General features: G+C 71.7%; 21 protein-coding genes. 9 read left to right on the forward strand and 12 right to left on the reverse strand.

The window, feature by feature from the left end:
• Positions 1–5: 5 nt before the first annotated feature.
• Both ACLJQZ_RS21120 and ACLJQZ_RS21125 read right to left on the reverse strand, forming a co-directional pair.
• A complete protein-coding gene (locus tag ACLJQZ_RS21120) occupies positions 6–695 on the reverse strand; it encodes a demethylmenaquinone methyltransferase (protein ID WP_247060336.1) in 690 nt (229 codons plus the stop codon).
• Between the two features lie 9 nt (positions 696–704).
• Entirely contained in the window at positions 705–1250 is a 546-nt protein-coding gene (locus ACLJQZ_RS21125; RefSeq protein ID WP_410621645.1) for a DUF4386 domain-containing protein, read from the reverse strand.
• Between the two features lie 53 nt (positions 1251–1303).
• Here ACLJQZ_RS21125 and ACLJQZ_RS21130 point away from each other — a divergent pair, with 53 nt between their 5' ends.
• Positions 1304–1777, forward strand: coding sequence for a MarR family winged helix-turn-helix transcriptional regulator (locus ACLJQZ_RS21130; protein WP_410621646.1), 474 nt, complete (start codon positions 1304–1306; stop codon positions 1775–1777).
• Positions 1778–1837: 60 nt separating this feature from the next.
• On the opposite strand, the gene ACLJQZ_RS21135 is transcribed toward ACLJQZ_RS21130, so the two are convergent.
• Both ACLJQZ_RS21135 and ACLJQZ_RS21140 read right to left on the reverse strand, forming a co-directional pair.
• Complete coding sequence (locus ACLJQZ_RS21135) at positions 1838–2941, reverse strand: glycosyltransferase family 4 protein (RefSeq protein WP_410621647.1); 1104 nt, start codon at positions 2939–2941, stop codon at positions 1838–1840.
• A 3-nt stretch (positions 2942–2944) separates the two neighbouring features.
• Complete coding sequence (locus ACLJQZ_RS21140; protein WP_410621648.1) at positions 2945–4015, reverse strand: glycosyltransferase family 4 protein; 1071 nt, start codon at positions 4013–4015, stop codon at positions 2945–2947.
• A gap of 177 nt (positions 4016–4192) precedes the next feature.
• Between ACLJQZ_RS21140 and ACLJQZ_RS21145 the strand changes: the two genes are divergently transcribed.
• Positions 4193–5029, forward strand: a complete 837-nt coding sequence (locus ACLJQZ_RS21145; RefSeq protein WP_328445775.1) for an inositol monophosphatase — start codon at positions 4193–4195, stop codon at positions 5027–5029.
• A gap of 31 nt (positions 5030–5060) precedes the next feature.
• Entirely contained in the window at positions 5061–5630 is a 570-nt protein-coding gene (locus ACLJQZ_RS21150; RefSeq protein WP_410621649.1) for a GNAT family N-acetyltransferase, read from the forward strand.
• A gap of 118 nt (positions 5631–5748) precedes the next feature.
• Here ACLJQZ_RS21150 and ACLJQZ_RS21155 read toward each other — a convergent pair whose 3' ends face one another.
• The 3 genes from ACLJQZ_RS21155 to menD form a co-directional block, all read right to left on the reverse strand.
• Entirely contained in the window at positions 5749–6192 is a 444-nt protein-coding gene (locus ACLJQZ_RS21155; protein ID WP_410621650.1) for a DUF3592 domain-containing protein, read from the reverse strand.
• Positions 6193–6214: 22 nt separating this feature from the next.
• Positions 6215–7732, reverse strand: a complete 1518-nt coding sequence (locus tag ACLJQZ_RS21160; RefSeq protein WP_410621651.1) for a M1 family metallopeptidase — start codon at positions 7730–7732, stop codon at positions 6215–6217.
• Positions 7733–8167: 435 nt separating this feature from the next.
• On the reverse strand, positions 8168–9844 hold the full coding sequence (gene menD / locus ACLJQZ_RS21165; protein ID WP_410621652.1) for a 2-succinyl-5-enolpyruvyl-6-hydroxy-3-cyclohexene-1-carboxylic-acid synthase: 1677 nt from the start codon (positions 9842–9844) through the stop codon (positions 8168–8170).
• Between the two features lie 90 nt (positions 9845–9934).
• Between menD and ACLJQZ_RS21170 the strand changes: the two genes are divergently transcribed.
• From ACLJQZ_RS21170 to ACLJQZ_RS21185, 4 genes are read left to right on the forward strand one after another with little or no spacing between them, the layout of a single operon-like run.
• Positions 9935–10858, forward strand: a complete 924-nt coding sequence (locus tag ACLJQZ_RS21170) for a 1,4-dihydroxy-2-naphthoyl-CoA synthase (RefSeq protein WP_410621653.1) — start codon at positions 9935–9937, stop codon at positions 10856–10858.
• Positions 10859–10917: 59 nt separating this feature from the next.
• Positions 10918–12051 carry an o-succinylbenzoate--CoA ligase gene (menE, locus tag ACLJQZ_RS21175; RefSeq protein WP_410621654.1) on the forward strand — a complete coding sequence of 378 codons (1134 nt, stop codon included), beginning with the start codon at positions 10918–10920 and terminating at the stop codon, positions 12049–12051.
• Positions 12052–12102: 51 nt separating this feature from the next.
• The gene (locus ACLJQZ_RS21180) at positions 12103–12249 is read left to right on the forward strand and encodes a hypothetical protein (protein WP_326945906.1); all 147 of its coding nucleotides are present in this window, start codon (positions 12103–12105) and stop codon (positions 12247–12249) included.
• A gap of 50 nt (positions 12250–12299) precedes the next feature.
• Positions 12300–13172, forward strand: coding sequence for a 1,4-dihydroxy-2-naphthoate polyprenyltransferase (locus ACLJQZ_RS21185; protein WP_410621655.1), 873 nt, complete (start codon positions 12300–12302; stop codon positions 13170–13172).
• Here the strand turns inward: ACLJQZ_RS21185 and ACLJQZ_RS21190 are convergent.
• From ACLJQZ_RS21190 to ACLJQZ_RS21200, 3 genes are read right to left on the reverse strand one after another with little or no spacing between them, the layout of a single operon-like run.
• Positions 13169–14260 (reverse strand): PLP-dependent cysteine synthase family protein, encoded by a 1092-nt coding sequence (locus tag ACLJQZ_RS21190; RefSeq protein ID WP_410621656.1) that lies wholly within the window; start codon positions 14258–14260, stop codon positions 13169–13171. The two genes, ACLJQZ_RS21185 and ACLJQZ_RS21190, sit on opposite strands and share 4 nt — an antisense overlap.
• On the reverse strand, positions 14257–14544 hold the full coding sequence (locus ACLJQZ_RS21195) for a DUF4229 domain-containing protein (protein WP_410621657.1): 288 nt from the start codon (positions 14542–14544) through the stop codon (positions 14257–14259). Before ACLJQZ_RS21195 ends, ACLJQZ_RS21190 begins: the two co-directional genes overlap by 4 nt.
• Before the next feature lie 11 nt (positions 14545–14555).
• Positions 14556–15038 carry an Lrp/AsnC family transcriptional regulator gene (locus ACLJQZ_RS21200; RefSeq protein ID WP_328445795.1) on the reverse strand — a complete coding sequence of 161 codons (483 nt, stop codon included), beginning with the start codon at positions 15036–15038 and terminating at the stop codon, positions 14556–14558.
• Between the two features lie 282 nt (positions 15039–15320).
• Here ACLJQZ_RS21200 and ACLJQZ_RS21205 point away from each other — a divergent pair, with 282 nt between their 5' ends.
• Together ACLJQZ_RS21205 and ACLJQZ_RS21210 are read left to right on the forward strand one after the other, a co-directional pair.
• Positions 15321–15533, forward strand: a complete 213-nt coding sequence (locus ACLJQZ_RS21205) for a BldC family transcriptional regulator (RefSeq protein ID WP_072474890.1) — start codon at positions 15321–15323, stop codon at positions 15531–15533.
• A gap of 161 nt (positions 15534–15694) precedes the next feature.
• On the forward strand, positions 15695–15880 hold the full coding sequence (locus ACLJQZ_RS21210; protein ID WP_323329386.1) for a hypothetical protein: 186 nt from the start codon (positions 15695–15697) through the stop codon (positions 15878–15880).
• 285 nt (positions 15881–16165) lie between these two features.
• Here the strand turns inward: ACLJQZ_RS21210 and ACLJQZ_RS21215 are convergent, their stop codons facing one another.
• Both ACLJQZ_RS21215 and ccsB read right to left on the reverse strand, forming a co-directional pair.
• Complete coding sequence (locus tag ACLJQZ_RS21215; RefSeq protein ID WP_410621658.1) at positions 16166–17524, reverse strand: MinD/ParA family protein; 1359 nt, start codon at positions 17522–17524, stop codon at positions 16166–16168.
• 88 nt (positions 17525–17612) lie between these two features.
• A complete protein-coding gene (gene ccsB, locus ACLJQZ_RS21220) occupies positions 17613–18581 on the reverse strand; it encodes a c-type cytochrome biogenesis protein CcsB (protein WP_410621659.1) in 969 nt (322 codons plus the stop codon).
• Between the last annotated feature and the right edge of the window lie 4 nt (positions 18582–18585).

The following is an 18585-nucleotide window of genomic DNA, read 5'->3' on the forward strand; positions in this document are numbered from 1 at the left end:
CGAGTTTAGGCAGGCTTCCGGGCCCGGTGGATCGCGACGACGCCGAATGTGAGGTTCAACCACTCGACGTCGGCCCAGCCCGCGCTCTCGATGATCTCGCCGAGGGTGCGTTGATCCGGCCAGGCCAGCATCGATTCGGCCAGGTAGGAGTAGGCCTCCGGGTTGGACGACGTCCGCTTGCCGACCCACGTGAGCAGCTTCAGCATGAACCGCCGGTGGATGAACCTGATCGGGGGGAACGGCGGCGTCGAGACCTCGCAGATCACCAGCCGGCCGCCCGGCTTGACCACGCGGGCGATCTCGGTGAGCGCGGCCTTCGTATCGACGAAGTTGCGCAGCGCCAGCGAGATCGTCACCGCGTCGAAGCTCTCGTCGGCGAACGGGAGGTTCAGCGCGTCCGCCGCGACCATCGGTACCTTGCGGTGCAGCCCGGCCCGCAGCATGCCGAACGAGAAGTCCGCGGCCAGGCACCAGGCACCACCACGGGCGTACTCGACGGTGGACACCCCGGTGCCGGCGGCGAGGTCCAGGACCTTCTCGCCGCGGCGGGCGTCGAGCACGCGGGCGGTGGTGGTGCGCCAGCGCCGGTCGAAGCCGAAGGTCATGAACGAGTTCGCCCGGTCGTACCCGTCCGCGACACCGTCGAACATGGCGGCGACTTCGTGCGGGTTCTTGTCCAGGCTGGCGCGCGACATGTCTCGAATCTAGTCGCTGGTCTTGCGGAAGCTCACGAGCACCAGCCAGATGAGCCCGCCGAAGCGGCCGACCGGGATCAGCGGGTAGAGCACGGGCGTCAGCATCCCGAACGCCGAGAGTGCGGCGAGCACGGCGATCACGTAGCCGATGATCGCCAGCCAGCGCGGCGTCGTCCGGGCGACGACGGCGATGAGCAGCGCCAGCGGCACCGCGAAGCCGAACGCGCCCGCCGCGAACGCCAGCGACGTGAAGGCTCGGGCGACCTCGGGGTTCTGCGCGGCCGTCCAGGTCGCCAGGCTGCTCAGCACGAGACTCCCCGACGCGAGGAGGCCGCCGGCGAAGCCCAGGCTGGGCGGTCTCGCGGCCGCGGTCCAGGTGGCGAGGGACAACCCGGCGCCGAAAACGGCCAGCGCCAGCAGCTGGATCAGGCCGTGGTGGCCCGCGTTGTAGACGGTGACGTCGGCCGCGGACGAGTCCGGGCGGGTGCCGGTGGCGCCGAGGACGCCCCCGGCGACGGTGAACAAGCCGTAGACGATGATCGCGATTCGTTTCATGACGTAAACCATTACATTGGTGTAATGAATTGTCAACGACTATCGTTCTGGCCATGGAAGCGAAGAGACCCCGGCTGGGCAGCGCGTTTCTGCTCGCCCAAGTCGGCGCGCACGCCGCCCAGCAGTTCACCGAACGGATGACGGAGTTGGACCTGACGCCGGCGCAGGTCGGGCTGCTGCGGCTCGTGGCGTCCCGGCCCGGGCAGAGCCAGCAGTCGCTGGCCAAGCAGCTCGGCACGCCGGCGACCCGGCTGGTCCCGCTGGTCGACGGGCTGGAGAAGCGCGGCCTGATCGAGCGGCGCCGCAACGCCGAGGACCGGCGCCTCTACGCGGTCGAGCTGAGCGAGGACGGGCGGGCGCTGCTGGGCCGCGTCGGCCAGGCCGGCGCGGCGCACGAGCAGGCCGTCACCGCGGCGCTGACCGACGACGAGCGCGACGTCCTGCACGGCCTCCTGGTCAAGATCGCGGACCAGCAGGGCCTCACCCCGGGCGTCCACCCCGGCTACGCGCGTGGTCGCCTGTCCTGAAGGGCACCCTCAGGGACTGTAAGTCCCTGAGGGTGCCCTTCAGGACATTCGGGGTCAGCGTCAACGGAAGGTGGCCAGCATCCCGGCCACCGCGGCGGGCCAGGTGAACTCCTCGGCCCGCGCCCGGGCCGCCGCGCGGCGCAGGTCCTCCGGGCGGTCCAGGAGGTTCGTGACGGCCGAGGCGAACGCGGGCGCGTGGTCGTCGACCGCCGCGCCGCAGCCCGGCCGGACGATCTCCCGCAGCGCCGACGACGCCGAGACCACCACCGGCGTCCCGGACGCGAGGGCTTCCAGCGCGGCCAGGCCGAACGTCTCGTGCGGGCCCGGCGCGAGGGAGACGTCGGCGCTGGCCAGCAGGCGCGCGACGTCGCCGCGGCCGGACAGGAACCCCAGGAACGTCACCGGCAGGCCGCGCGCCCGGCGTTCCAGCGCCCGCCGTCGCGGGCCGTCACCGGCCACGACGAGCCGGACCCGCGCGCCCGCCTCCGTCAGCTCGGCGACGGTGTCCACGCTGCGCTCCACGTGTTTCTCCGGCGAGAGACGTCCACAGTGGACGATCAGGGCGTCCGCTCCCCCGGCCAGGCCGGCGCGCCAGGCGTCGTCGCGCATGGCGGGCCGGAACGTCGTCAGGTCGACGCCGAGCGGCACGCGGTGGACGTTCGGCGCGGCGATCCGGTCGAACTCCGCCCGCGCGAACGCCGTGGTGCAGACGACCGTGTCGTAGCTCGCGGCCATCCGGCGGTTGGCGACGTCGGCGACGCGGCGCGCCACCGGCTCGGGCAGCAGGAACTGCTCCAGCAGCCGGTCGAGGCGCTCGTGGGAGATCACCGTGCTGGGGACGCCGTGGCGCCGCGCCCAGCCGCCCATCCCCCGCAGCGTCAGCCGGTCCGACACCTCCAGCCGGTCCGGTTCGAGCTTCCGCAGCACGGCGCGGACGCGGTGCGGGTCGACGGCGCGGTAGCCGCCGGTGCCCGGGATCTTGGGCGCGGGCAAGGAAAACCGGCGGACGCCGGTGGGCAGCACCTCGTCGGCGTAGCGGGTGCCGGGCACCACCAGCGTCACGACGTGGCCGCTCGCGACGTAGCCGGCGCCGAGGTGGTGCAACGCCGTGCGCAGCCCGCCCGAGCGGGGCCCGTAGAAGTTCGCGAGCTGGACGATGTGCACGGCTCAAGCCGCGCGCGCGGCTCGGCCCTGCACCGCTTCGTAGTGCCCCACCAGCTCGTGGCAGACGGCCGGCCAGGTCCGCCCGAGCACGACCTTGCGCGCCTTCTCGCCGAGCCTCGCCCGCAGCGCGGCGTCCCGCAGGGCGTCGATCTTCTCGAGCAGCGCCGGGCCGAACAGCTCGCGGTCCGCGGGCAGCAGGTAACCGGTCCGGCCGGGCAGCACGAGGTCCTTCGGGCCGCCCGCGTCGGGCGCGAGCACCGGCAGGCCGGACGCCATCGCCTCCTGCACCGCCTGGCAGAACGTCTCGTGCGGTCCGGTGTGGACGAAGACGTCGAAGCTCGCGTACGCGGCCGACAGCTCGTCGCCGTACTTCGCGCCGAGGAAGGCCGCGTCCGGGAGCTGCTCCTTGAGGCTTTCGAGGTCGGGGCCGTCGCCGACGACGACCACGCGGATGCCGGGGATGCCGGCCAGCGCGGCCAGCCGGTCGACCTCCTTCTCGGGCGCCAGCCGGCCGACGAACCCGACGAGCAGCTCGCCGTTCGGCGCCAGCTCGGCCCGCAGCGCGGCGTCGGCGTGCGCCGGGGAGAACCGGTCGATGTCGACGCCCCGCGCCCAGCGGTGCACCCGCGGCACGCCGTGCCGCCGCAGCTGCTCGACGGAGTCGGTGGACGGCGCCAGCGTCCGGTCGGCCCGGGAGTGCAGCCGCCGCACCCAGCGCCAGGCGGCGCGCGCGGCGAGACCGAAGCCGTACGCGGCGGCGAAACCGGCGATGTCGGTCTGGTAGACGGCGATCGAGGGCACCCGCAGCCGTCGCGCGGCGGCGAGCCCGCGGGCGCCGACCACGAACGGCGACGCGAGGTGCACGACGTCCGGGCCGAACGCGGCCAGCGCCGTCAGCACGGTGCGCGTCGGCACGCCGATCGGCAGCGAGTGCACGCCGGGGAAGTCGAGCGCCGGGATCCGGATCACCGGGGCGCCGCGGTAGGAGTCCGGGCCGGGGCCGGGCGCGATGATCAGCACGTCGTGCCGGCGTTCGCGCAGGTGCTCGACCACCCGCAGGACGGAGTTGGTCACGCCGTTCACCTGGGGCAGGAAACTTTCGGTGACTATCGCGACTCGCACGTTCCCGACGATCGCACCCGATCCTGGCGACCGCGTGACACCGCGGCCAACGCTGCCGGAACAGATCGGCCACGACATGTCATCTCAAGGTCGTGTCCCGGAAACCAGCGGGGCCCAGACTAAGCAGGCATGACCCTCTTGTCCTCCAGGCCGCCGCGGCCCGTGGAGCCCGGCCTGCTGTCGAGGGCCCTCGAAGTGGCCGGCCGCCTGGCCAACGACGCGACCGACGTGATCACCGCGACCGCCGGCCGGGGTGCGCACCCGGCCACGCTCGACTCGCCGTTCGACTGGGTCACCGACACCGACCGGATCCTCGAACGGCACACGCGGCGCGTGCTGACCGCCGAGTTCCCGGGCATCCCGGTGGTGGGCCACGAGTTCGGCGCCGACCACGGCGCGGACGTCGCGGAGTACCGCTGGGTCGTCGACTCGGTGGACGGCACCGCGAACTACGTCGCCGGGGTGCCGTGGTGCGCCTACAGCCTGGCGCTGGTGGACGCGGCCGGCCCGGTGGTCGGGGTGGTGGCGGACCCGTACCGGGCCCAGATCTACGCCGCGGCGCGCGGCCGGGGAGCCCGCGCGAACGGCAAACCGGTCCGGCTCACGGACCGCTGCGTCACGGCGGGCGCGCTGGTGTTCACGGAGTTCGCCCGTCGCGGGCCGTGGCCGGGGATGGGCGAGTTCATCGAGCGCGCGGCGGCGGCCCACGCGGGCGTCCGGGTGCTGGGCTCAGCGGCGCTGTCGATCGCCCAGGTGGCGCTGGGCCACGCGGCGGCGGCGGTGCTGCACAGCTACCACGAGTGGGACGTCGCGGGCTCGGTGGCGATGGCCATCGAGGCGGGCGCGGTGGTGCTGGACCGGCACGGCGAAGACACGGCGTTGCCGACGGACGGCCTGCTGGTGGCGGCCCCGGGAGTGGCGGACGAGGTGCTGGGCTGGTGGCAGGAGACGGCCCACGCGGGCTGAAACGAGTTGCGCGCGCTGTGAAGATCGGGACATGCCCACCCTCCACACCGCGCGCCTGACGCTCGTGCCCCTGGCCGACGAGCACCTCGAGCTGGAGATCGAGCTGGACTCCGACCCGGAGGTGATGCGGTACCTGACGGGCCGGGCGGCGACCCGGGCCGAGGTCGAGGCCGCGCACCGGCGTCGGATGGCCGTCTCGCCCGGTTTCGGCTTCTGGATGGGCTTCGCCGGCGAGGACTTCGTCGGCTGGTGGATCCTGCGGCCACCACAGGGACCCGATCAGCCTTTGGTCGAGAGCGAGGGGCAGGCCGAGCTGGGCTACCGGCTGCTGCGCCGGCACTGGCGGCAGGGGTACGCCGGCGAGGGCTCGCGGGAGCTGCTCCGGTACGGCTTCGCGGTACTGGGACTGGGCCGGATCTTCGCCCAGACGATGGCGGTCAACACGCCATCACGGGCGACGATGGCGTCGGTGGGGTTGACGTTCGCCCGCGCGTTCACCTCGGCGGAGGACTTCGACGACGTGCTTCCGGGTACCGAACAGGGCGAGGTCGAGTACGAGATCACGCGGAGCCGGTGGCTGGAGAGGGTCCAGCCGGGCTGAGTTGTCCACATCGGCTGCGGTTGTCCACAGATTCACCGCGTCACCCCTTCGGGGGACCCGGTGCCGATAGACTGGAGCAGGGCACGCCCCCCTGGGTGTGGTGGGGGATGTTTGCTGGTCAGGCCGCGGCTTCGACCGGTGCTCGCTTGTTCTGGCGCCGGATCCACCACAGCAGCGGCCCCGCCACCAGCCACGTGAAGAACACGAAACTGCCCAGCGGCAGCAGCGTCAGCGTCGCCGAGCGGCCGGCTACCCGGGCCAGTTCCGGGTCCGTCGCGTCGTACTCGACGCGGACCAGCTGGCCCGCGGCCAGGCCGTCCGGGTAGAGGACTCCGTTGGCCGGGCTGTGGACGATGCCGTCCGGGGTCTCGAAGTGGATGATCGTGCGGTCGAACGCCACCGAGTCCACCGTGGCCGTCGCCGTGCCGAGCTGGCCGGAGATCGAGCGGTCGTTGCGGATCGCCGCGAACAGCAGGCAGATGCACATCACGGAGAGGAGCGAGGCGACGGCGAGGGTTATCCACCACCCGACGCGCCTCGCCCGCTCACCTCTCGTGCTCACGCCGCGAGCGTAGCGGTACTGCTCAGTGCTTGTGCTCCGCGGCGAGATTCCGGTGGTTGGCCTGAATCTGGTCGAACGACTTCGGCTTGACCGACGCCACCCGGGCCGTGAAAGCCGCGGGCGAAGCGCCGTTCGGGCCGACCGCCGGCTTGCCCGACGTGTACAGCCACGTCTGGAACAGGTCGTACAGCGGCTTGCCCGAGACCTTCTCGGCCAGCGCGATGAACTCCTGGATCCGGCCGTTCGACCCGCCCTTCTGGGCCTGCCACGCCTGCAGGATCTTGAAGAACGACTCGTCGCCGACGGCGGTGCGCAGCGCCTGCAGCGTCAGCGCGCCGCGGTCGTACACCGCGTTGTCGAACTGGTTGTCCGCGCCCGGGTCGGCCGGGATGAGCTTCCACAGGGCACCGTCGGCCGGGTTCGAGTCGTAGGTGTACTGCGCCAGCTCGGCGACCGTGCCCTCGCCCTCGTGCTCCGACCACAGCCACTCGGCGTAGGACGCGAAGCCCTCGTTCAGCCAGATGTCGCTCCAGCGGCCGAGCGAGACGTTGTCGCCGAACCACTGGTGGGCGTTCTCGTGCGCGATCAGCGTCGTGTTGGAGCCCGCGAGGAAGTTGCGCGTGCCGTAGGTCGGCCGGGTCTGGTTCTCCAGCGAGAAGCCGATGCCGCTGGTGACGACGCCGCCCTCGGCCTCGAACGGGTACGGCCCGAACTTCGTCGCCAGGAACGCGTCGATCTCCGGCGTCCGCTCGACACTGGCCTTCGCCGCGTACAGCGAGTCGCCGAGGTCGGAGCCGTACGCCGTGATGAACGGCTTGCCGTCCGGCGTCGTCGACTGGTTCAGCTCGTACTTGCCGACGATGAACGACGTCAGGTACGTGGCCTGCTGCTTCGTGCTGCGCCACTGCCAGCGGGTCCAGCCGGCGCGGCTCTTCGTCTTGCGGACGAGCGTGCCGTTGGTGACGGCAACGTTGTCATCCGGCGCTTCGATGGAGACGTCGTAGGTCGCCTTGTCGGTCGGGTGGTCGTTGGCCGGGAACCACCACGCGGAGCTCTGCGGCTCGTCGACGCCGAGCGCGCCGAAGGGGCCCTTCTTCCAGCCGTTGAGCCCGTCGACCTGCTCGGTGGACGGCGTGTCCGAGTAGGCCACGACGACCGTGGCGGTCTGGCCCTTGAGCAGCGGCTGCGCCGGCGTGACGACGAGCTCGCCGTTGCCGGTCTGGTTCGTGAACTGGGCGGCGCGGTTGTTCACCAGCACGCTCGACGCCTTCAGCGCGAAGTCGAGGTCGAACCGCGAAAGGTCCTGGGTCGCGGTGAGCAGCAGCGTCGTCGTGCCGGCCAGCACGTCGGTCGCGGGCTGGTAGGTCAGGCGGATGTCGTAGTGCAGCACGTCCGTCCCGCCGTTGCCGGCGTTCGGGTAGTACGAGTCACCGACGCCGGGCGCACCGGGCGTCGGGGCCGCACTGGCGGTACCGGCGAGCAGCACCGAGGCGACCCCGGCCGCGAGCACACCGAGGCCGGTGCGAGTTCTTGCACGCATTCGAATCCCTCCAACGGGTGAGGATCAGCGCGCTCGAACGTAGCCAGCCAGGAAGACACCAGGAACAGCCGAAGGGAGGATCTTGCCTGCTGGGATCACACCCGGAAAGCGGTTGACCGGTTGTTTCAGGCCGCCGAGACGGCCACGCTGACCGCGGCGCGCAACCTCGCGTGCAGGTCACGGTGCCGCGAACGGTCCACCCGCGCCTCGACACCCCCGGCCCGACGGGAGCACCGCGCGATCCGACCCTCCAGGCACGCGAGCCGACTTCCCAGGTACGCGATCCGACCCTCTGGGCACGCTGGCCGACCCCGCCACTTGGATCACTCATGACTCGCTGCGGCCCAAGAGGGTCGGCTCGCGTACTCGGAGAGTCGGCTCGCGTGCCTGGAGGGTCGGTTCATCCGGACGCCGCGACGGAACCTCCGGCGTGGGTCAGACGGCGGAGACGGCCGCGCTGACCGCGGCGCGCAACCGAGCGTGCAGGTCACGGTGGCGCGAACGGTCGACCCGGACCTCCACCACCCGCAGCCCCGGCGCGGGGCGGAGCGCGGCCTGGAACTCCGTCAGCGTCTCCGCCACCACGTGCGGCACCCGGTAGCCCGCGCACAGCGCGCCCAGGTCGGCGCCGTGCGGGGTGCCGAACACACGCTCGAAGCTCGCCGAGTGCTCCGGGGCGCCCTGCTCCAGCAGGGAAAATATTCCGCCGCCGTCGTCGTTGCAGACCACGATCGTCAGGTCCGGGCGCTGCTCCGCCGGGCCCGTCAGCAACCCCGACGCGTCGTGCAGGAACGTCAGGTCGCCCAGCAGGGCGTACGACGGGCCGCGGTGGACCGTCGCCGCGCCGATCGCCGTCGAGACCGTGCCGTCGATGCCCGCGACGCCGCGGTTGCGGTGGACCAGGACGTCCGGGCGCAGCCGGCCCGCCAGTGCCACGTCGCGGGTCGGGTTGGACGAGCCGACCACCAGCAGCGAGTCCGGCGGCAGCGCGTCCACCAGCTCCGACGCCAGGCGCAACCCCGAGGGCCACGGCTCCGACGCCAGCACCGCCGTGACCGCCGCCGCGGCCGCCTCGTCCGCGCGGCGCCAGCTCGCCAGCCACTCCGGGTCGGCGGGCTTGGTCGGCTCGTCGAACCACTGCCCGACCTGCCGGACGTTGTGCGCGGGCGCCGGCCAGTCCGAGTCCGGCCGGACCAGCAGCACCTCGACCGAGGCGTCGGAGAGGACGTTCTGGATCTGCCGGAACACCGTCGGCCGGCCGAGGCAGAGCACCTGCTCCGGCTTGTGCCGCTGGATGAAGTCCGTGACGCCCAGCAGCCACGCGCCGGACGAGATCGCCGTGCCGCCGGTCAGCCCGAGGCCCCCGGTCTCCGAGATCACCGGCCAGCCGTGCTGCTCGGCCCATTCGCTCGCCGCCTGGACGCCGGTGTCGCACGCGATGACCAGGCCGTGGCGCGCCGAAGGCACCACGAACGACGGCAGCGCGCCGAAGTCGGGCAGCTCGGTCCACCGGGAACCGTCGGGACGGCCGTCCAGGGACTCGTACCACTCGCCGTCGTCGTCCGGATCCGGCACGAGCGGCTCGCGGAACGGGATGTTCAGGTGCACCGGGCCGCAGCGCCACTCGCCGTACGCGGCGTTCCAGGCCCGGCAGATCTGGCTGCGCCAGTACGAGTTCTGCCCGGCGCGGCGCTCGGCGACGGCCAGCTCGTCGAAGTAGCGGGCGGCGTTGCCGAACAGCCGGTGCTGGTCGATGACCTGCGACGCCCCCGCGGCCCGCAGCTCGGGCGGCCGGTCGGCGGTCATCACGATCAGCGGGACGCCGGCGCGGTCGGCCTCCAGCACGGCGGGGTGGAAGTTCGCGGCCGCGGTCCCGGACGTGCAGAGCACGGCCACCGGACGGCCGGTGCGCGCGGCGATGCCGAGCGCGAGGAACCCGGCGCCGCGCTCGTCGATCCGGACGTGCAGCCGGAGCCTGCCCGCCGCCGCGGCGTCGTACAGCGCGATCGACAGCGGCGCGTTGCGGGAGCCCGGACAGAGCACGACGTGCGAGACGGTGTTGCGGACGAGTTCGTCGACGATGACCCTGGCTTGCGCGGTGGAAGGGTTCACCGGCAGGCTCCGAACTCCGCCGAGGCACTTTTCCCCGCCGAGGCGGCATCAAGCACAGCAAAGGTGTCCACAGGTCCTATTCTCCCAAACGTGGATGACGCCCGAGTTTCCGAGCTGTTCGATCCGGCCGCGTGGACCGAGGTCGAAGGTTTCGCCTTCACCGACATCACCTACCACCGCTCCGCTGAGAGCCGCGGCGGCAAACGCGTCGTGCGCGTCGCGTTCGACCGCCCGGAGGTCCGCAACGCCTTCCGCCCGCACACCGTCGACGAGCTCTACCGGGCTCTCGACCACGCCCGCCTCAGCTCCGACGTCGGCTGTGTCCTGCTCACCGGCAACGGCCCGTCGCCCAAGGACGGCGGGTGGGCGTTCTGCTCCGGTGGTGACCAGCGTATTCGCGGACGCTCCGGGTATCAGTACGCCAGCGGCGAGACCTCCGACACGGTCGACCCCGCCCGCGCCGGCCGGCTGCACATCCTCGAGGTCCAGCGCCTGATCCGGTTCCTGCCGAAACCGGTCATCGCGGTCGTCCCGGGCTGGGCCGCCGGCGGCGGGCACTCCCTGCACGTCGTGTGCGATCTCACCCTCGCCTCGGCCGAGCACGCGAAGTTCAAGCAGACCGACGCCGACGTCGGCTCGTTCGACGGCGGCTACGGCTCGGCCTACCTGGCCAAGATGGTCGGCCAGAAGTTCGCCCGCGAGATCTTCTTCCTCGGCCGCGAGTACTCCGCCGAGCAGATGCACCGGATGGGCGCGGTCAACGCCGTCGTCCCGCACGCCGACCTCGAAAAAGAGGCCCTGGACTGGGCGTGGACGATCACCGCCAAGTCCCCGACGGCCCAGCGGATGCTGAAGTACGCGTTCAACCTCACCGACGACGGCCTGGTCGGCCAGCAGCTGTTCGCCGGCGAGACCACCCGCCTGGCCTACATGCAGGACGAGGCCGTCGAAGGCCGCGACGCGTTCCTGCAGAAACGCGACCCCGACTTCAAGGACGTCCCCTACTACTACTGAGGCCGCACTTTCATAGGGAAAGTGCGAACTCCTCACACGGATTTGACATGGAAGGCGAGATGCGGACGGTCGAACTCGACGGCTCCCCTGAGGCGCTCGACGCGCTGAAGGGAGCCCTCGCGGACGCGCTGAGCGGCGGCCCGGCCGTGCTGCCCTTCACCGACCCCGCGCTGCGGGACGCGATGGCGCCCGGCGAGCCCGCCGAACCGGACACCGCCGTGGTCATCGCCACATCGGGCTCGACCGGCGCACCCAAAGGCGTCCTGCTCTCGGCGCGCACGCTGACCGCGTCGGCCGAGGCCACCCACACCCGCCTCGGGGGCCCAGGCCACTGGCTGCTGGCCACGCCGGCGCACTACATCGGCGGGCTGCAGGTGCTGGTCCGGTCGCTGCTGGCCGGGACGACTCCGGCGTTCCTGACCGGCCACGGCTTCCGGCCGGACGCCTTCGCCGCCGCCGCGGCGACCCTGAAGGGCAGCCCCCGCTACACGGCGCTGGTGCCGACGCAGCTGGTCCGGCTGCTCGACGACGGCGGTGCCGGGCTGGCCGCGGCGACGACGTTCGACGCGATCGTCCTCGGCGCGGCGGCGACGTCGGCCGCGCTGCGCGAGCGCGCCGCCGAAGCCGGGGTGCGGATCGTGCCCGCGTACGGGATGAGCGAGACGGCCGGCGGCTGCGTCTACGACGGCGTCCCGCTCGACGGTGTCCGCGTCGACGTCGCCGGGGACCGGATCCGGATCGCCGGCGATGTCCTCGCGCACGGTTACCGGCTCCGGCCGGACCTGACGGCGGAGTCCTTCGCCGGCGGCTGGTTCACGACGTCCGACCGTGGGGTGCGGCATGCCGACGGCCGGGTCGAGGTGCTCGGCCGGGCCGACGACATGATCAACACAGGTGGTGTGAAGGTGTCCGCGAACGCGATCGAACGGTGCCTGACCGCGCAACCGGGCGTGCGCGACGCGTGTGTCGTCGGCCTGCCGGACGCCGAGTGGGGCGAGGCCGTCGTGGCTCTCGTCGTCCCGGCCGGTGAACCACCCGACGCGAACACGCTGCGTGCCGCCGTGCGGGCCGAGCTGGGGGCGGCGGCCACGCCGAAACGGCTGGAGTACGCCGCTGAGCTGCCTCTTCGCGGCCCAGGCAAGATCGACCGAACGGCCGTCAAGGCGCGACTTCTGGCGGGTTTCGGCGGCTGATCGGCCGCACTTCGTTGACACGCACAGGGTGCACCCGCTTGGCTACTCACCATGACGCGCTGGATTCGCACGGCCCTGATCAGCACCGCCGTCGCACTGGGTGTCCTGATTCCGGTGGGCACAGCGCTGGCCGCCGAGGGCCCGACGGTGGACCCCAACAGCGGCTCCCTCGTCTGGCAGCTGCCGACCTCCGACTGACCTCCCGGGCTCCCGCTCGGGCGTGATCGTCATGGCGTTGAATGACGTCCATGGCGAGCTTGAGCGAGTGGATCGAGGGGGCCCGGCCGCGGACGTTGCCGAACGCGGTGGCTCCGGTGGTGGCGGGTGTCGGCGCGGCGATCGCGCTGGACGCGTTCTCCTGGTGGCGTTCGGTGCTGGCGCTGCTGGTCTCGCTCTCGCTGATCGTCGGCGTCAACTACGCGAACGACTACTCCGACGGCATCCGCGGCACCGACGAGAACCGCGTCGGGCCGCTGCGGCTGGTCGGCTCCGGCGTCGCCGCCCCGAAAGCCGTCCTCACCGCGGCGCTGATCGCGCTGGGTCTGGCCGGGGTGCTGGGTTTGCTGCTCGTCGCGCTCACCGGGTACTGGTGGCTGCTGGCCTTGGGCGGCCTCTGCATCCTCGGCGCCTGGTTCTACACCGGCGGCAAGAAGCCTTACGGCTACTACGGTTTCGGCGAGATCGCGGTGTTCGTCTTCTTCGGCCTGGCTGGCGTGCTGGGCACGGTCTACGTCCAGGCCGGCCGGATCAGCTGGGCCGCGCTGGCGTGCGCGGTCGCCGTCGGCTGCTTCTCCACGGCGGTCCTGACGGCCAACAACCTGCGTGACATCCCGACCGACGTCGAGTCCGGCAAGCTCACCTTGGCCACCCGCCTCGGCGACCGCGGCACCCGGCGGCTCTACCTGACGCTCATCGCGGTGCCGTACGTGCTCGCGCTCGTCCTGGCGTTCACCGGCCACCCGCTCGCCGGGATCCCCGTGCTCAGCGTGTCGCTACTGTTCCAGTCCGTCAGCGCGATCCGGCACAACGCGACCGGCCGCGACCTCATCCCGGCGCTGCGCGACACCGGCCTGGCGATGCTCGCCTGGGCTGTCCTGGCCGCGGTCGGCCTGAACCTCTAGTCCTCGATCTCCTCGACCGGGAACTTCCCGGTGGCCAGGAACTCCTCGAACAACGCCGTATGCGGCGCGAGGTCCAGACCCTGCTGGGTGACCCACTCGTCGTCGTAGTAGGTGTGCGCGTACCGCTCACCGCCGTCGCACAGGAGCGTGACGACGCTGCCCGCCTGGCCGTCCTCGACCATCCGGGCGATGAGCCGGAACGCGCCGTAGAGGTTGGTGCCGGTGGAGCCGCCCGCCCAGTGCCCGGTGCGCTCGCGCAGCAGCCGGACCGCCGCCAGCGAACCGGCGTCGGGGATCCGGAACATCTCGTCGATCACGCCCGGCACGAACGACGGCTCGCACCGCGGCCGGCCGATGCCCTCGATCCGCGACGGCATCCCGGTCGCGTAGTCCAGGGCGCCGGTCTGCCAGGCGCCGTAGAACGACGAGTTCTCCGGGTCGACGACGCAGACCTTCGTGGTGTGCCGCTTGTAGCGGACGTACCGGCCGAACGTCGCGCTGGTGCCGCCGGTGCCCGCGCCGACGACGATCCAGGACGGCACCGGGTGCCGCTCGGAGCGCATCTGCGCGAACACGGACTCGGCGATGTTGTTGTTGCCACGCCAATCCGTCGCGCGCTCGGCGTAGGTGAACTGGTCGAGGTAGTGGCCGCCGCACTCGGCCGCGAGCCGCTCGGCCTCCGGGTACATCGCCGGGGCCTGGTCGACGTAGTGGCACTCACCGCCGTAGAACTCGATGAGCGCGATCTTCTCCTTGCTCGTCCGCCGCGGCACCACGGTGATGAAGCGCAGGCCGAGCATGCGGGCGAAGTACGCCTCGGAGACCGCCGTCGAGCCGCTGGAGGCCTCGACGAGCACCGTGTCGGGCCCGATCTGGCCGTTGACGAGCCCGTAGAGGAACAGCGACCGGGCGAGCCGGTGCTTCAGCGAGCCGGTCGGGTGGACGGACTCGTCCTTGAGGTACAGGTCGATGCCCCACTCCGGCGGCAGCGGGAAGACGTGCAGGTGGGTGTCGGCGCTGCGGTTGGCGTCGGCCTCGATGATCCGGACCGCTTCGCGCACCCAGCTGCGGTTGTGCAGGCGGCTCATTCCGGCTGACCGGCGGCGTCGCCACGCAGCTGCGCGCGCAGCTGGGCCCGGGCGCGGGCGCTGTTCTCGTTGCGCTTCGCCAGGCCGGCCGTGACGCGGGCGTTGAGCGGGCGGAACAGCAGCAGCCCGAGCGGCAGGCCGACGACCAGGCCGATGAGCAGCGCGACCAGCAGGGGCACGCCCACCAGGCTCAGGGCCCAGCCGATCACCCCGACCAGCACGAACCGGGCCAGGAGGTACAGCGTCAGGTCACGGGGCAGGGTGCCGGCCTTCTCGTCGCTCACATCAACGCAGGTTACGCCCCGCCCGGCCGGTCCTTTTCCACGCCCGCGCCGGCCGCGTTGTTCGGCCGGCCCTCGAAGCGGGTCGAGAGCACGACGGTGGTGTTCGTCCGCCCGACGCCGGGGATGCGCCGGAGCCGGCCGAGGGTCCGCTCCAGCTCGTCGACGGTCGGCACGCGCACCTTGACGACGAAGGCTTCGTCACCCGCGACGGCGTAGCAGCTCTCGACCTCGTCGAGCTCGCCGAGCGCGTCGGCGACGTCTTCGTCCGTCGCCGTGTCCGTCGGATGGATCCCGACGAGGGCGGTGACGCCGAGCCCGACCGAGCTCGGATCGACGACCGCGTGGTAGCCGGTGATCACGCCGGCGGCCTCCAGCTTGCCCACGCGCTCGTGCACCGACGAGGCGGACAGCCCGACGGCCCGCCCCAGATCGGCATAGGTGGCCCGTCCGTTGATGCGCAACGCCGCGATGATCTTCCGGTCCAACTGATCCACGGCATCACTCTATGCGGTTGGACAATCCCCCATTGGCACCACGCCTAGCACCCACTGGACAGGGGAAGACTCGTCTCCGCACTTCAAGTGACCGGATCTGATAGTTGCGCACCGTAAGCAACCTGTCCGTTTTGACCTTTAAGGGCTCTTTACTCTTTGACAACCGTTCGAGTACCTGACGGGTGAAGTGCAACGATTGCCGTGTTGGCTACCCCGGCGCGACGGACCAAAATGGCCCGGATTGCCTCCGGTATAGCAGTGAGGGCGTTAAGGAGGCGGAAAATGACCGCGACGATGGGCGGGCGACTGCTCACCCCAGGCGAGGTGGCAGCACTGTTCCGGGTGGACCCGAAGACGGTCACCCGGTGGGCGACGGCAGGTCGCATCGGCTCGATCCGGACCCCCGGCGGGCACCGCCGGTTCCGCGAGTCCGAGGTGAACGAGCTCCTGGCCGAGCTGACCACGGACGCGAGCGAACCGGCTCGCAAGGCCTGAACCATCCAGCAGCCTGGGCCGTGTCGGGTACGGGGTACTCCCCCGCCCCCGCACACGGCCCGGTTTGTTTCCGGGTGCCACACCGCAACGCGGCGTGCCGCCCGCAGCCCGCGCGGACGGGTAACCTCGGGGGACTGGCAAGCCAAGCGGAAGGATCCGGCATGCTCGCTCTGCTCGCGGCCGTCGGCGCGCTGGTCGTCGCTCTGCTCCTGTGGCGGTCGTTCGCCGGCCAGCGGATCGGAGTGCCCTCGACCCCGCGGCGCGCCCCGATCGCTCCGGACGACGACCCCGACTTCCTGCGCCAGCTGGCCGAACAGCAGCGCAAACGCCGGGACGAAGACCTCTAGGCCGCCCTTGACGTTCGGCTGACCCGAGACCCGCAAGCCCGGGCCCGGCTCTCACGCGGATCCCGTGGGCTCCAGCCCGGACCCCGCTTGACTCAGCCCGTAACTCGCGTGATCCCAGCCGTAACTCGCGTGATCCCAGCCGTAACTCGCATGATCCGGGCCGGAACTCGCGAGTCAAGGCCTCAATCACGCGAGTCACGGCTCTGATCACGCGAGTTACGGGCCCGATCACGCGAGTCACGGCTCTGATCACGCCGGTTACGGCGCTGGTCACGTGAGTTGCGGCTAGCGGTACTGCTGGGAGAGCGGGGTCGCGAAGCCGTCGGCGACCGTCGCCGCCAGGTCCAGCAGGGCCAGGCGGGTGTCGCCGCCCAGGCGGTCCAGCTCGATCTCCGCGCCCTCTTCCAGGTGCGGGTCGAACGGGACCTGGCAGACGGCGCGGACCTTGGCGCCGAAGTGGGCCGACAGCTTGTCGAGGTCGACCGAGCCGCCCTTGGGGCGCACCGAGTTGATCACCGCGACCGAGCGTTTCACCAGCTCGCCGTAGCCGTGGGCCTCGAGCCAGTCCAACGTCGCCGAGGCGCTGCGCGCGCCGTCGACCGAGCCCGACGAGACCACGACCAGCGCGTCCGCGACGTCCAGGACGCCCTTCATCGCCGAGTGCATCAAGCCGGTGCCGCAGTCCGTGAGCACGATGTTGTAGAAGTGCTCCAGCAGGTTGACCGTGCGGCGGTAGTCGTCCTCGGAGAACGCCTCGGAGACGGCCGGGTCCTGCTCGCTGGCGAGGATCTCCAGCCGGCTGGCGCCCTGGGACGTGTAGGACCGGACGTCGCTGTAGCGCGTGATGCGAGCCGCGTCGCGCAGCAGGTGGCGGACCGTCGCCGTGGTCTCCAGCGGGATCTTCTGCGAGAGCGTGCCGCGGTCCGGGTTGGCGTCCACCGCGACCACGCGGTCGCCGCGCAGCGAAGCGAACGTCGCGCCCAGCGTCGTCGTGACCGTGGTCTTGCCGACGCCGCCCTTCAGCGACAGCATCGCGATCTTGTAGCACCCGCGCAGCGGCTGGTTGACCCGCGCGATGAGGTCACGGCGCTGGGTGTCGGCCGGGCTCTCCCCCGGGTTGACGAGCTTGCCCGTGCCGACGTAAACGGCCTTGCGCCAGCCCGACTGCGGCGGCCGCTTGACCTGCTTGACCAGGTGCGCGGTGGACAGGTCGTGGCCGTGGCCGCCCTGCGGCGGCGGCGCGGCGTGCCGGCCGCTCTGGGGCTGCGGCAGGCCGGACGGCTGCTGCTGGGGCTGCTGCTGCGGGTACTGGGCCTGCGCCTGGTACTGCTGCGCGGGGTCGCCGTACTGCGGCTGCAGCGGCGGGAGGTTCTGGTCGTAGCCGTACTGCGCCGGCGGGCTCTGGGGCACCTGGTGCGGACCCGAGACGGCCGGGTTCGGCACCTGGTGCGGGCCGGACGCGGCCGGGTTCGGCGGCGGCGCGACGGCCTGCGTCGGCTGCACGTCGAACGCGCCTGACGTCTCCGGATGCGGATGCGAGTCCGTCCGGTCGTCGGCGAACAGGCTCCCCGGCGCCTCCGGCTGCTGCGGGGCAGCGGCCGGTTCGGCGTGGCCAGGAGCCGATTCTTCGCTGGGTCCGGTCACCGGTGTAAACCTCCGCGCACTCCGCCCGACATCACTACCCCTGAAGCTCTCCCCGATGACGACGGTAGTCGGCGTACCCGCAGGTTGCTCAGCCCACCCCGGCGTAGGAGTGCAAGCCCGCGGTGACGAGGTTCACGAAGAACAGGTTGAAGATGATCGCGGCGAACCCGACGATGTTGATGGCCGCCGCCCGGGCGCCGCGCCAGCCGGCCGTCGCGCGTGAGTGCAGGTAGGCCGCGTAGACGACCCACGCGATGAACGCGACGGTCTCCTTGGGGTCCCAGCCCCAGAACCGGCCCCAGGCCGACTCGGCCCAGACCGCGCCGCAGAGCACGCCGAAGGTGAACACCGGGAAGGCGAAGATCGTCGTCCGGTAGGCGATCCGGTCGAGGACGTCGGCCGCGGGCAGCTTCGAGGCGAAGCGCGCGAACTTGGTGTTGTCCTTCTCGTACGCGGCGCGGAACAGGAACAGCACGCTCGACACGCCCGGGACCAGGAAGACGCCGGAGCCGATGATGGCCGCCGAGACGTGGATGACCAGCCAGTAGGACTGCAGCGCGGGCTGGACCGGCGCCGCGGTGGTGTAGAGCAGCGTGCCGTTGATGAACATCAGGATCACGACGGGCAGCAGCAGGAAGCCGGTGAGGTGGCGGACCGGGAACTTCCACATCACGATCAGCCAGGTGAGCACCGTGATGAAGGTGACCGCCATGCCGTACTCGTACATGTTGCCCCACGGCGCGCGGTGCACGGCGAGCCCGCGCAGCACGATCGCCGACAGCTGCAGCAGCGCGCCGAGCACCAGCAGCGCCGCGCCCATCCGGCCGATCCGCTCGGGCCGCCCGACCGCGCGCTGCTCGGCCGAGACCTGCTCGATCGGCGGTCCGCCGGCCCCGACGAGCTCACGCGCCCGCAGCTTGGCCCGCTCGGTGGCGAGCCGGCCCTTGGCGCCGAAGCCCTGCTCGATCAGGGTGAACATCAGCGCGACGACGTAGATCGCCGCGGCGGTGGTGTACAGCCAGTCGCTGTACTGCGACAGCGTCTCGTTGATCGGCATTGCT

It is taken from the genome of Amycolatopsis sp. cmx-8-4 (assembly GCF_046548675.1).
In the GTDB taxonomy this organism is placed as follows: domain Bacteria; phylum Actinomycetota; class Actinomycetes; order Mycobacteriales; family Pseudonocardiaceae; genus Amycolatopsis.